This window comes from Marimonas lutisalis (assembly GCF_005434965.1).
GTDB lineage: Bacteria > Pseudomonadota > Alphaproteobacteria > Rhodobacterales > Rhodobacteraceae > Marimonas_A > Marimonas_A lutisalis.
Map to the genome: position 1 here is coordinate 507,045 of NZ_SKCI01000002.1, position 12,845 is coordinate 519,889.

The 12,845-nt window shown below is 63.7% G+C and carries 12 protein-coding genes; 11 read left to right on the top strand and 1 reads right to left on the bottom strand.

The window, feature by feature from the left end:
* Nucleotides 1–32: 32 nt before the first annotated feature.
* The 5 genes from xdhA to E0501_RS10600 are packed head-to-tail and all read left to right on the top strand — an operon-like array spanning nucleotide 33 to nucleotide 7,304.
* The gene (gene xdhA / locus E0501_RS10580; protein ID WP_137701336.1) at nucleotides 33–1,502 is read left to right on the top strand and encodes a xanthine dehydrogenase small subunit; all 1,470 of its coding nucleotides are present in this window, start codon (nucleotides 33–35) and stop codon (nucleotides 1,500–1,502) included.
* Nucleotides 1,499–3,805, top strand: a complete 2,307-nt coding sequence (gene xdhB / locus E0501_RS10585) for a xanthine dehydrogenase molybdopterin binding subunit (protein WP_137701337.1) — start codon at nucleotides 1,499–1,501, stop codon at nucleotides 3,803–3,805. Before xdhA ends, xdhB begins: the two co-directional genes overlap by 4 nt.
* Complete coding sequence (gene xdhC / locus E0501_RS10590) at nucleotides 3,802–4,626, top strand: xanthine dehydrogenase accessory protein XdhC (RefSeq protein WP_137701338.1); 825 nt, start codon at nucleotides 3,802–3,804, stop codon at nucleotides 4,624–4,626. Before xdhB ends, xdhC begins: the two co-directional genes overlap by 4 nt.
* Nucleotides 4,623–5,921 carry a guanine deaminase gene (gene guaD / locus E0501_RS10595; protein ID WP_137701339.1) on the top strand — a complete coding sequence of 433 codons (1,299 nt, stop codon included), beginning with the start codon at nucleotides 4,623–4,625 and terminating at the stop codon, nucleotides 5,919–5,921. Before xdhC ends, guaD begins: the two co-directional genes overlap by 4 nt.
* A gap of 18 nt (nucleotides 5,922–5,939) precedes the next feature.
* Entirely contained in the window at nucleotides 5,940–7,304 is a 1,365-nt protein-coding gene (locus E0501_RS10600; RefSeq protein WP_137701340.1) for an FAD-dependent oxidoreductase, read from the top strand.
* Between the two features lie 10 nt (nucleotides 7,305–7,314).
* Here the strand turns inward: E0501_RS10600 and E0501_RS10605 are convergent, their stop codons facing one another.
* The gene (locus E0501_RS10605) at nucleotides 7,315–8,016 is read right to left on the bottom strand and encodes an HAD family hydrolase (RefSeq protein WP_137701341.1); all 702 of its coding nucleotides are present in this window, start codon (nucleotides 8,014–8,016) and stop codon (nucleotides 7,315–7,317) included.
* Nucleotides 8,017–8,113: 97 nt separating this feature from the next.
* Here E0501_RS10605 and clpS point away from each other — a divergent pair, with 97 nt between their 5' ends.
* The 6 genes from clpS (at nucleotide 8,114) to E0501_RS10635 (ending at nucleotide 12,728) form a co-directional block, all read left to right on the top strand.
* Nucleotides 8,114–8,452, top strand: coding sequence for an ATP-dependent Clp protease adapter ClpS (clpS, locus tag E0501_RS10610; protein WP_137701342.1), 339 nt, complete (start codon nucleotides 8,114–8,116; stop codon nucleotides 8,450–8,452).
* Nucleotides 8,453–8,474: 22 nt separating this feature from the next.
* A complete protein-coding gene (locus tag E0501_RS10615) occupies nucleotides 8,475–9,467 on the top strand; it encodes a class I SAM-dependent methyltransferase (RefSeq protein ID WP_137701343.1) in 993 nt (330 codons plus the stop codon).
* Nucleotides 9,468–9,508: 41 nt separating this feature from the next.
* Entirely contained in the window at nucleotides 9,509–10,309 is an 801-nt protein-coding gene (locus tag E0501_RS10620) for an SDR family NAD(P)-dependent oxidoreductase (RefSeq protein WP_137701344.1), read from the top strand.
* Between the two features lie 16 nt (nucleotides 10,310–10,325).
* Complete coding sequence (gene hemF / locus E0501_RS10625; RefSeq protein ID WP_137701345.1) at nucleotides 10,326–11,219, top strand: oxygen-dependent coproporphyrinogen oxidase; 894 nt, start codon at nucleotides 10,326–10,328, stop codon at nucleotides 11,217–11,219.
* A 27-nt stretch (nucleotides 11,220–11,246) separates the two neighbouring features.
* Nucleotides 11,247–11,993: an SDR family NAD(P)-dependent oxidoreductase gene (locus E0501_RS10630; RefSeq protein ID WP_137701346.1), complete on the top strand. Its 747-nt coding sequence runs from the start codon at nucleotides 11,247–11,249 to the stop codon at nucleotides 11,991–11,993.
* 315 nt (nucleotides 11,994–12,308) lie between these two features.
* Complete coding sequence (locus E0501_RS10635; protein ID WP_235857807.1) at nucleotides 12,309–12,728, top strand: rhodanese-like domain-containing protein; 420 nt, start codon at nucleotides 12,309–12,311, stop codon at nucleotides 12,726–12,728.
* Nucleotides 12,729–12,845: the final 117 nt, after the last annotated feature.

Sequence of the window (12,845 nt, forward strand, 5' to 3'; positions counted from 1 at the left end):
GAGCGGCGGCTTGCGCGGGGAGACGTTTCGAGATGACGCAGATACGGCGGGAAATCCGGTTTCTTCTGAACGGGGAAGAGGTGCGTTTGCAGACGGTTGGTGCGCGCGACACGTTGTTGGATTTCCTGCGGATCGAGCAGCGGTTGACCGGCACCAAGGAAGGCTGCGCCGAAGGCGATTGCGGCGCGTGCACCGTGCTGGTGGGGCGGCTGGCCGATGGCAGATTGCGTTACGAGCCGGTGAACGCCTGCATCCGGTTCCTGGCCAGTGTCGATGGCTGCCACGTGGTCACGGTTGAGCATCTGCGCGGGGCTGATGGCGGGCTGCACCCGGTGCAGCGTGCGATGGTCGAGCATCACGGCAGCCAGTGCGGGTTCTGCACGCCGGGGATCGTGATGGCGCTTTATGCGCTGTGGATGGAAAACCCGCGGCCAGGCGAAGTTGAGGTGGAGATCGCGCTGCAGGGCAACCTGTGCCGCTGCACGGGCTATGCGCCCATCGTGAAGGCGGCGATGGCCGTGGCCGAGCATGGTGGACCCGAGGGTGATCTGCTGCTGCGCGAGCGCGAAGTGGTGACGGAGCGGTTGCACGCGATCAAGGACGGCGCACGCGTCGAGGTGGAGCGCGACGGCGACTGTGCGGTGCTGCCCGCGGATGTTGAGGATTTCGCCGCAGTTTACGAGGCGGAGCCGGAGGCCACGGTAGTGGCCGGGGCAACCGATGTTGGGCTGTGGGTGACGAAGTTCCTGCGCGATATCGGGCCCGCGGTATTCATTGGCCATTTGGACGGGTTGCGGCAGATCGAGCCGGGATCGGAGGCGCTGCGCATTGGCGCCGGGGTGAGCTATTCCGATGCGGAGGACGTGCTAATGCAGCATTTCCCGCACCTGCAGGAATATTGGCGGCGCATTGCCGGCTGGCAGGTGCGCAATGCCGGCACGATCGGCGGGAATATCGCTAACGGGTCGCCGATTGGGGATACGCCGCCGGTTCTGATCGCGCTGGATGCACGGCTTATCCTGCGCAAAGGGGCAGATCGGCGCGAGATGCCGCTGGAAGAGTTTTTCATCGATTATGGCAAGCAGGACCGGCGGCCGGGAGAGTTCGTAGAGGCCGTTGTGCTGCCCCATGCGGCGGCTGGCACGCTGCATTCGGCCTGGAAAATCACGAAACGGCGGGACGAGGACATTTCGGCCCTGGCGGCGGGCTTTGCCGTGACGGTGCGAGACGGGCGGATTGCCGGGGCGCGCATCGCCTTTGGCGGCATGGCCGCAGTGCCCAAAAGAGCCGGCGCGGCCGAGGCCGCTCTGTCGGGCGCGCCATTCGAGAAAGCCAGTTTCGAGGCCGCAGCCGCCGCGCTGCCTGAGGATTTTTCACCGCTGAGCGATTGGCGGGCGAGTGCGGAGTATCGCATGCGTGCGGCGCAGAACCTGTTTGCCCGCTTTTGGGCGGTGCACGGCGAGGGCAAGGTGGCGGAACTTGAGCGGGGGATGCCGGCATGACGCGCGTGAAAGGGGCCGCACATCAGGATCTGGCGCATGACAGCGCGGTAAAGCATGTGAGCGGGGCGGCGGAATACACGGACGACATTCCCGAACCGGTTGGCACGCTTCATGCCTATCTGGGCTTGTCCGACGTCGCCCATGGCCGCATCGCTGCGATGGACCTGACCGCGGTTCGCGCCGCGCCGGGCGTGGTGGGGGTGCTGACGGCCGAAGATATCCCCGGCGCGAATGATATCAGCCCGACCGGATCGGGCGATGATCCGGTGTTTCCCGAAAAGACCGTCGAGTTTCACGGCCAGCCGCTTTTCGCCGTTGTCGCGACAAGCCGGGACGCGGCGCGACGGGCCGCGGCGCAGGCGCGGATCGAGATCGAGCCGCTCCCGCACGCGCTCGATCCGCTGGCCGCCATCGAGGCGGGCTATCCCGAGGTGACGGCGCCCCTGACGCTGCAACGAGGCGCGGTGGAAGACGGCATGGCCGCTGCGCCGCACCGCATACGTGGACGTATGGTAATCGGTGGGCAAGATCACATGTACCTGGAAGGGCATATCGCCTTTGCCCATCCGGGCGAGGACGAAGACGTGGTTGTCTATTCGTCGTCCCAGCACCCGAGCGAAGCGCAGCACATGGTGGCGCATGTCCTGGGCGTGCCATCGCATTCGGTGGTGGTGAATGTCCGGCGCATGGGCGGCGGGTTTGGCGGCAAGGAAACGCAGATGAACCTGTTCGCCGCCGTGGCGGCCATGGCGGCGAAGAAATGGAACCGCCCGGTAAAGATCCGTCCGGACCGCGACCAGGACATGGTGGCAACGGGCAAACGGCACGATTTCGTGGCCGATTATGCTGTTGGCTATGATGATAACGGGCGTATCCAGGCGGTGGACGGCATATTCGCCGCGCGCTGCGGCTTCTCGGCCGATTTGTCGGGCCCGGTGACGGACCGGGCGCTGTTTCATGCCGACAATGCCTATTTCTATCCGCATGTGCGGCTGACTTCGCGCCCGATGAAGACGAATACGGTATCGAACACGGCATTCCGGGGCTTTGGTGGGCCGCAGGGGGTGATCGTGGCCGAGCGGATGATCGAGGAGATTGCCTATGCTCTGGGGCGCGATCCGCTGGAAATCCGGAAGGCGAATTTCTATCGCGATGGTGGTGACGTGACACCCTATCACCAGGTCGTGGAAGACAACATACTTGAGCGTATTGTTGGGGAGCTTGAAAACAGCGCCGATTATCAGGCCCGACGAAAGGCGGTGATCGCGGCGAATGCCAAGGGCGACATCATCCGGCGGGGTATTGCCCTGACGCCGGTGAAGTTCGGCATTTCGTTTACCGCCACCTGGTACAACCAGGCAGGTGCGCTGGTGCATGTCTACAATGACGGGTCGATCATGCTGAACCATGGCGGCACGGAGATGGGCCAGGGACTGAACATCAAGGTGGCGCAGGTGGTGGCGGACGCGTTCCAGGTGGATATCGACCGGATCAAGATCACCCGGACCACGACCGAAAAAGTGCCCAACACGTCTGCAACGGCGGCTTCGTCGGGCACTGATCTGAACGGTATGGCGGCGTTGGACGCCTGTGAGCAGATCAAGAGCCGGCTGGTGGAGTTTGCCTGTGAAACCAGGGGGGTAGAGCCCGGGCAGGTCGAGTTCCTGCCAGGGCGCCTGCGTATTGGTGACGAGGAAATCGGATTCGATGCGCTGATCAAGCAAGCCTATATGGCGCGGGTGCATCTGTCGGCTGCGGGCTTTTACAAAACGCCGAAAATCCATTGGGACCGGGAAGAGGGTAAGGGCCGGCCGTTCTATTATTTTGCTTATGGTGCGGCCTGCGCCGAGGTGGCGGTGGACACGTTGACCGGGGAATACCGGGTCGAGCGCGTCGATATCCTGCACGATGTCGGCAAGTCGCTGAATCCGGTGATTGACCGGGGGCAGGTTGAAGGCGGGTTCATCCAGGGGATGGGATGGCTGACCACGGAGGAGTTGTGGTGGGACGAGGCGGGACGGCTGCGCACGCATGCGCCTTCGACCTACAAGATCCCGCTCGCCTCGGACCGGCCGCGTGTGTTCAACGTGGCGCTGGCCGACTGGTCCCAGAATGCCGAGCGAACGATCAAACGATCGAAAGCGGTGGGCGAGCCGCCCTTCATGCTGGGCATTTCCGTGTTCGAAGCGTTGTCGATGGCGGTGGCAAGCGTGGCGGACTATCGCGAATGCCCCCGGCTGGATGCGCCGGCCACGCCGGAACGCGTGCTGATGGCAATTGAACGGTTGAAGGGGACGGCATGACCGGTCTTGAACGGTTCTTCGAAGACTGCGGCGAGGTGATCGAAGTGCGGATCACCCGCCTGAGCGGTTCCGGCCCGCGCGAGGAAGGCGCGGTGATGTATGTTGCCGCCCGGGCGGATTGGGGCACGATAGGTGGCGGTCAACTGGAGTACATGGCGCTGGATGAGGCGCGAAAACTGCTATCCAGCGGGAATAACCATACGCAAATGTATGTTACCTTGGGTCCGGACAGCGGGCAGTGTTGCGGCGGGCAGGTGGACTTGGTGCTGACCCGGTTGGGAGACGCGGAAAAGACCGATGCCCTGGCTGCGAGGGAAAGGCAGCTGGCAACGCAGCCGGAGGTGCTGATCTTCGGCGCGGGACATGTCGGGCGGGCCCTGGCGCGGGCGTTGATGCCGTTGCCGCTGCGCCCGGTGTTGATCGACAGCCGTGCAGAGGAGTTGGCAAAGGCCGCTAGCGATATTCCTAAAACACTGATTGCATTACCTGAATCTCAAATACATACGTCCAAGTATGCCGTGGCTGCGGTGATCCTGACCCATGACCATGCGCTGGACTTTCTATTGGCAGCCGAGGCTATGAGACGCGGGACCTTTCGGTATGTCGGGATGATTGGCTCAAAGACAAAGCGCGCGGCGTTTGCAGGATGGATGCGCCGGAATGAGCCGGACCTGGATGTCGAGACGTTGATCTGCCCGATGGCGGCGGCGCATAAAGGTGACAAGAGGCCCGAGGTGATCGCGGCGTTTGTCGCGGCCGAAATCCTGCAGGCGGTTTTGAGCACCAAAAACATACTAAAGAGTATGGAGGCAAGCAGATGACCGTCAAAATCCTGCGCAGCAGGGTTCTGAGCTTTGACCGTGCCCCGCAGGGCCCGCAGGATGGAGACGCCTTTACCTATATCGAGGACGGAGCCCTGTTGCTGCGCGACGGGGTGATCGCGGCGCGCGGGGCATATCTGGATATTTCGCGCCAGGAACCCGCGGCCGAGATCATCGATCACCGTCCGCATCTGCTGATGCCGGGGTTCATCGATCCCCACCTGCATTTTCCGCAGGTCCAGGTGATCGCGAGCTGGGGTGAGCAGTTGCTGGACTGGCTGAGCGATTACACCTTTCCCGAGGAGATGCGGTTTTCGGATCCGGAGCATGCGGCACGCATGGCGACCGCATTTTTCGATCTGCTGACGGCGCATGGCACCACGACGGCGGTGGCCTATTGCTCGGCGCACAAGACATCGGCCGAGGCGTTCTTTACCGAGGCCGCGCGCCGCAACATGTGCATGGCGGGCGGCAAGGTGATGATGGACCGGAACGCCCCGGACGGATTGGTGGACGAGGCGCAATCGAGCCATGACGACAGTGCCGCCTTGATCGAAGCATGGCATGGCAAGGGGCGGTTGCGCTACGCAATCACGCCGCGGTTTGCCATCACCTCGAGCCCGGCGCAGCTGGAGGCCGCGGGGGCGCTGGCGCAGGCGCATCCGGATTGTTTCGTCCAGACGCATCTATCAGAAAACAAAAACGAAATCGCCGAAACGCTGCGGCTTTTTCCTGACGCGCCGGACTATATCGGGGTTTACGAGATGCACGGGCTTCTGGGGCCCAAAGCGCTCTTGGGGCATTGCATCCACCTTGAGTCGCGCGAGATCGATGTCCTGGCCGAAACTGGATCGCACCCGGTATTTTGCCCCACATCGAACCTGTTTCTGGGCAGCGGGTTGTTCGATGATGCCGGGCTGCGCGCGCGGGGCATTGGCAACGCGATCGCCACGGATATCGGCGGCGGGACCAGTTACTCGATGCTGCAGACGCTGAACGAGGGCTACAAGGTGCTGCAATTGCAGCGCCAGCAGATGCACCCCTATACGGCGTTCCACTGGATCACGCGCGGCAACGCCGAAGTCATGGGGATGGCAGACCGGATCGGCACGCTGGATGTGGGCAGCGACGCGGATATCGTGGTACTGAACTCGGCGGCGACGCCGGCGATGGCGCTGCGGGCGGAGCGGATCGAAACGCTGGCAGAAGAGCTTTTCCTACTGATGATCCTTGGCGATGACCGCGCTGTGGTGCAGACATACGTGGCTGGTGTGGCGATGAAGGCCGCGGGCTGACATCCGGGAATGAGGCCGATGACGAAACATATCCATGAACCGGCGCGCGAAACGCCGGTGGTGCACGAAGCCGATGTTCTGGTCGTGGGGTCCGGTCCTGGCGGGCTGGCCGCAGCGCTGGCGGCGGCGCGGGCGGGCGCTCGCGTCGCGCTGGTCGAAAGGTTCGGTTGTTTCGGCGGCAATATCACCGTTGTCGGCGTGGAAGGGTTTGCCTGGTATCGGCATGAGGCGACGGTCGAGGCCGGCGGCATCGGCCGTGAGTTCGAGGACCGGGCCAAAGCGATGGGCGCGGCCGTGCCCGAGAGCCAGAGCCTGAGCTACGAGCTGGACAGCGAGGGTTTCAAGCTGGTAGCCGACGCGCTGGTCGAGGAGGCGGGCATTCACCCGATGCTGCACCGGCAGTTCGTCGCCCCGGTGATGGAAGGCGACACGATCCGCGGAATCGTCGTGGAATCGAAGGCCGGGCGCGAGGCGATCCTGGCCCGGATGGTGATTGATGCCACGGGCGATGCGGACGTGGCCCACCGTGCCGGGGCGCCGACCATCAAGACGCCGCTGGAGGAGGTGCAGGCCGCGAGCGTCATGTTTCACCTGGCAGGCGTGGAAAAGGCGCGTTTCATGGCGGGGGTGCGGGCCGATCCGCAGACCTACAAGGACTGGTCGAGCGGGGAATGGGTGGTCGAGACGGACGGGAAAGAGGACGACATGTTCAGCCCGTTCCTGGGCAAGCCGTTCGAAACGGCGATCCGTGACGGGGTGATCCCGGCGCATCTGAATACCATTGGCGGCACCTGGGGCGCGGTGCATGACAGTGGCGAGATGACCTATATGAACCTGGTGCACCTGGCCGGCTGCGATGGCGTGGACCCCGACAGCCTGACGCATTTCGAGATCGAGGGACGCCGTCAGGCGATGCACGCGATCGAAGCGCTGCGGCGTTATACGCCGGGCTGTGAAAACGTGCGGCTACGCAATTTCGGAATGAGCATTGGCATCCGCGACAGCCGCAAGATCGACGCGCTCTACAACAAGACCGAAGAGGACGTCCGCCAGGAAGGGCGCTTTGGCGACAGTATCGGCATATACGCCGAGTTCATCGACGGCTATGGCGTGCTGATCATCCCGACGACAGGGCGATATATGCAGGTGCCGTTCCGGGCGCTCTTGCCAAAAGGGGTGCGCAACCTGGCCGTGGCGGGACGCGCGATCGGCGGGGACAAGATGGCCCATGCCGCGACGCGCAACATGGCGTGTTGCGCGGTTACCGGTCAGGGCGCGGGGATCGCCGCGGCGCTGGCCGTCAGGGCGGGGTGCGAGTTGGCCGCGGTGGATATTTCCGCCGTTCAGGGCGAGCTGACGCGACAGGGCGTGCGGATCGACTGAGCCGTCGCGATCAGCCGATGGCTTCGACGAGGGCGGGCAGTTCGCCGAGGTCTACCAATTCGGCAAAGCGGGAAGACCCCGTTGGCGGGTCGGCTTTTTCCAGCTCCCATTCCAGCCCGTGGGGCACGTAAACGCCCCATCCGCCGGCTTCGATTGCCGGGACGACATCGGATTTCAGCGAGTTGCCTACCATCATCGCGTGCGTCGGCCCGTCGCCATGGCGGGCAAAGGTATCGTGGTAGGTCTGGAACGTTTTGTCCGAGACGATTTCGACCGCGTCGAAAAGCTCGCCCAGGCCGGACTGGGCGAGCTTGCGCTCCTGATCCAGCAGATCGCCCTTGGTGATCAGCACGAGCTGATAGCCCGGGGCAAGCTGTTCGATCGCATCGCGGGCATGCGGCAGAAGCTCGATCGGATGGCGCAGCATGTCCTGCCCGGCCAGAATTATTTCGTGGATCACCGAACCCGGAACCCGGTCACCCGTGACTTCGAGTGCGGTTTCGATCATCGACAGCATGAACCCCTTGATGCCGAAACCGTAGTGGCCGAGGTTGCGGCGTTCGGCTTCGAGCAGGCGCTCGGCCAGGTGGTCAGGATCGGCGAAATCGCGCAGAAGATCGGCGAATCGCTCTTGTGTCATCTGGAAGAAGCGTTCGTTGTGCCAGAGCGTATCGTCTGCATCGAACCCGATTGTCGTAAGATTCCGGGGCATTAAGCCTCTCCTGCGCGGTCACCCTCTTTTCTCGGGCCGTTCAGAAGTTATATAGAACGCCCGAGGTAGAGAAACCCAAATGACAAGCGGTGGGGCCATGAGCCTTTGGAATGTGACCATGTCGGACGAGCGCGAAGGCGACGGTGATACGTCGGTCGTGGTCGAAACGCGGCCAAAGACCAAGCGGCCACCGCTCTACAAGGTGCTGCTTTTGAACGACGACTACACGCCGATGGAATTCGTCGTGCACGTGCTTGAGCGGTTTTTCGGGATGAACCACGCGCAGGCCTTCGAGGTGATGCTGACGGTGCACAAGAAGGGCATTGCCGTGGTCGGCGTGTTCTCGCACGAGATTGCCGAGACCAAGGTGACGCAGGTGATGGATTTCGCGCGCCGCCACCAGCACCCGCTGCAATGCACCATGGAAAAGGAATGAGGGCCCTGCGCCCCGGTTTTTCATGAGTGATCCGCGTCTGGCCCAGTTTCTGGAAGATGGATGGTACGATCTGCCCGAAGAGGGCGTGATTGCCGTGTTCGGCGCGGTGACCTCGACGGCGCTGGCGGCGTTGCCGAAAGACCGGGTGCAGGTGATCTCCCGCTTGAAGCCTGACTACGATGATCTGGCTGCGGCGGGGTTTGCCGTGGCGGTCGCGCCGCCTGGGTCCGCAGCCGTTTCCGTTGTGTTCCTGCCTCGCGCCAAGGCGCAGGCGCGGGCGCAGTTGGCGCAAGCTATGGCGCTGTCGGGCGTTGTCATCGTGGATGGGCAGAAGACGGACGGTGTGGACAGCCTGCTGCGCGAGATGAAAAAGCGCGCGGAGTGCAGTGCGGCCTTTTCCAAGGCGCATGGCAAGACCTTTGTCGCGCGGGGAAAGGCCGGGGATTTCGCCGACTGGATGCAGGCGGGCGAACCGCGCGAGATCGAGGGCGGGTTCGAGACCTGCGCGGGCGTGTTCTCGGCAGATGGCATAGATCCGGCCTCGGCGCTTCTGGCGGGCGCATTGCCGGCGCGTTTGGGCGCGCATGTCGCCGACCTGGGGGCAGGCTGGGGATACCTGGCGCGGCGGATCCTGACACATGAGGGGGTCGAGACCCTTGACCTGGTCGAAGCCGATCACGCCGCGCTGGACTGTGCGCGGCGTAACGTGGCCGACGCACGGGCGCGGTTTCACTGGGCCGATGCCACGCGCTGGATGCCGGATGCGCCGGTGGATGCGGTGGTGATGAACCCGCCGTTTCACGAGGGCCGCAAGGGCGTGCCGGAGCTGGGGCAGCAATTCATCGCCGCGGCGGCGCGGATGTTGGCGCCAGGCGGACGGCTCTGGATGGTGGCCAATCGGCACCTGCCCTATGAGAAAGCCTTGCACGCCCATTTCCGCGAGGTCGAGGAGATCGGGGGCGACACGCGGTTCAAACTGTTTCGCGCGGCGCGGCCGTCTCGCACGCGGGGCTGATTTCCCGTAACGTTTCCCGACGAATCAAGAAAGGTGGGCTGATGACGCTCTCGATTGCCGGAAAGACCGCCATTGTCACGGGCGCAGCCAACGGCGTGGGCCTGGCGATTGCCCGACATTTCGCGGACAAGGGCGCGAACGTGATGTTTGCGGACATGGACGAAGAAGGCCTTGCGCGCGAGGTGGGTGACACCGGCGACGAAAGCAATATCCGCTATTTCTCGGGCGATCTGCGCGAAAAGCTGACCATCGCCAACCTGCTGTCGGCCACGATCGACGCTTTTGACCGTGTCGATGTTCTGGTGAATGCCTCGCGGCAGGTGGTGCGCTCGAATCCGCTCAACCCCGATGACGACGCGGTTGAGACGTTGATCCAGCAGAATCTGATGACCGCGCTGAGGCTGAGCCAGGTCGTGGCCAAGCGTATGATCAAACAGGCCGAGGGCAACGGGGAAGGGCCTGTGGGCTCGATCATCAATCTGAGCTCGATCCTTGCGATCCGGGCCCATCCCGAACTGATGGCGCTGTCGATTTCCAATGCCGCGCTTGAGCAGATGACCCGATCGCTTGCCGTGGCACTTGCCGGCCAAAGGATCCGTGTGAACGCGGTGGCGATGGGCTCGGTCATGAGCGCGAGCCTGCAGGAGCATCTGAAAGAGCATCCCGATTTCCGGGGGGTCATCGAGGCGGGCACGCCGCTGGGCCGGATCGCGAGCCCGACGGAACTGGCCGAGTCGGTACAGTTCCTGGCCAGCGACGGATCGGGGTTCATGACGGGGCAGGTTCTGACGGTGGATGGCGGGCGCACCCTGCTGGATCCGGTCACCGCGCCGGCACATTGACAGGGAAGGGAGCAGTATGAGCGACGCAATGGACAGCGAAAAGGCGCGCGCGAGCGCCTGGTTCCGGCAGCTGCGGGATGAAATTGTTGCGGCTTTCGAGGCACTTGAAGACACGCAGGCCGAGGGCCCGTTCGCCGATGCGCCGGCGGGCCGCTTTGAGGTGAGCGAGACGAAACGCGCCAGCGAAGACGGCAGCGATGCCGGCGGCGGGTTGATGAGCGTGATGCGCGGAGGACGGGTATTCGAGAAGGTGGGCGTGAACGTATCCACCGTCTATGGCACGCTGGGCGAGCGGGCGCAGGCGGCGATGGCGGCGCGCAAGGGCATGCCGGGGATGAAGGATGACCCGCGCTTCTGGGCCAGCGGCATCAGCCTGGTGGCGCATATGCAGAACCCGCACACGCCGGCGGTGCACATGAACACGCGGATGTTCTGGACGCCGCATGGCTGGTGGTTCGGGGGGGGATCGGATCTGAATCCCTGCATTGAATATCAAGAGGATACCGAGCATTTCCATGCGGTTCAGAAGGCGCATTGCGACCGGCATGACCCCGGGTATTACCCGCGGTTCAAGGCCTGGGCGGACGAGTATTTCTATGTGCCGCACCGGCACCGGGCGCGGGGGGTCGGGGGCATTTTCCTGGACGATCACAACACCGGCGACTGGGACGCGGATTTCGCCTTTATCCAGGATGTGGGCCGGGCGTTCCTGCCTGCCTTTCTGCCGGTGACCGAGCGGCGGCGGAACACGCCATGGACCGACGAGGACCGCGACACGCAGTTGATCCAGCGCGGGCTTTATGCGGAATACAACTTGGTCTACGACCGGGGCACCAAGTTCGGCCTGGAGACCGGGCATGATGCCAACGCGGTTTTGATGAGCCTGCCGCCCTTGGCGAAGTGGGTTTGATTTCAACGTCTTGAGGGAGGACAGGCAATGAAGGTGGCACTTGTGACGGGCGCGGCCAGGGGGATCGGGCTGGCTACGACGAAGCTGTTTCTGCGCGACGGATGGCGCGTGGTGATGGTGGACCGCGATGCGCCGGAACTGGAAAAGGTGGCGGCGGAGCTGGAGGGGGTTCTGCCGATCGTCTGCGATGTCAGCCAGCCCAGCCAGGTGGAGGCGATGGTGGCCGAGACCGTGGAAAAGGAAGGCCGGATCGACGCGCTGATCAACAATGCGGGCGTGGCCGATTTCGGGCCCATAGACGAGACCGATTTCAAGCGCTGGCGCACGGTGATGGAGACCAATCTGGACGGGGTTTTTCTTTGTTCCCAAGCGGTTGCGCCCCATCTGAAAGAGGCGTCCGGGGCGATCGTGAATATTGCGTCGATCAGCGGGTTGCGGGCCTCGACGCTGCGGGTGGCCTATGGCACGTCGAAGGCCGGCGTGATGCACCTGACCCAGCAGCAGGCGGCCGAGTGGGGCGAATGGGGGGTGCGGGCAAACTGTGTCTGCCCCGGCCCGGTGCGCACCAAGTTGGCAATGGCGGTGCATACGCAGGAAATTATCGATGCATATCATGATGCTATCCCGCTGAACCGCTATGGCAGCGAGGAAGAAATCGGAGAGGTTATCGTGTTCCTGTGTTCGGAGAAAGCGAGTTTCGTCTCGGGCCAGATCATCGCCGTGGATGGCGGTTTTGAAAGCACGGGCATCGGTCTGCCGGCGCTGCGGCGCTGAGAGGTTAACGCCACCGCACGGTCGAAAACCGGGGGGTGACCTGCGTGCACCCCCCGGCTGACATCCGGCTGCTGGGCAAATCGGGCCGGGTTAATGCGCGTTAAGGTTAACGCGGCGTTCGGTCGGGGTGGGTGCCCCGCGGGTGTTGGATCCTGCGCCGGGCGATTTTTCTGCGAAAAATCGGGTGGGGAACGGGCGTGGCGTCGTGCTGTCGGGACATGGCGCACGGTGCCGATTGCCGCAGGTCGCGCGGGACGGGTTGAACCGGCGCAGGCGATTTCCTAGGTGCGCAGGAGATCATATAAGGATATCGGAATGCGTCGACGTTTCTTCATGATTGGTGCGGCCCTCTGCGCCGCTGCCGGTGGCTGGGCCTATGTGAGCGCGACCGCGACGCCGTCGCGAGTGCGTCTGGTCAAGGCGACGGGGCAGGAGTTGGCCGAAGACGCCAGCACGCTGCTGGTGGATATCCGCCGCCCCGAGGAATGGAAGCAGACCGGTGTGGTGGAGGGCGCTTTGCTGGTCACCTACGGGAACGCGGAAAGCTTTCTGAAGGCCGTGCGTCCCCATCTGAAGGACGGTCAATCCCTGTCGCTGATCTGCCGCTCGGGCAACAGGACCTCGCGCGCAGCGCAACAGTTGGCGGCGGCAGCTCCGGAGCTTGAGATCATTGATGTTGCCGGGGGTATGCTGCGTGTCATGCGCGAAGGTTATCAGACGGTACGTCCACGCTGAACCGCGGGCGGCGCAGGTCCTTGTTTGTGGGCGTGCGGGTGCCGGGATATGCCCGGGATGGTTTATCCGCCAGTTGCTTTGATTTTGCCTTAGCAAAGATATATTGAAATTTATTCA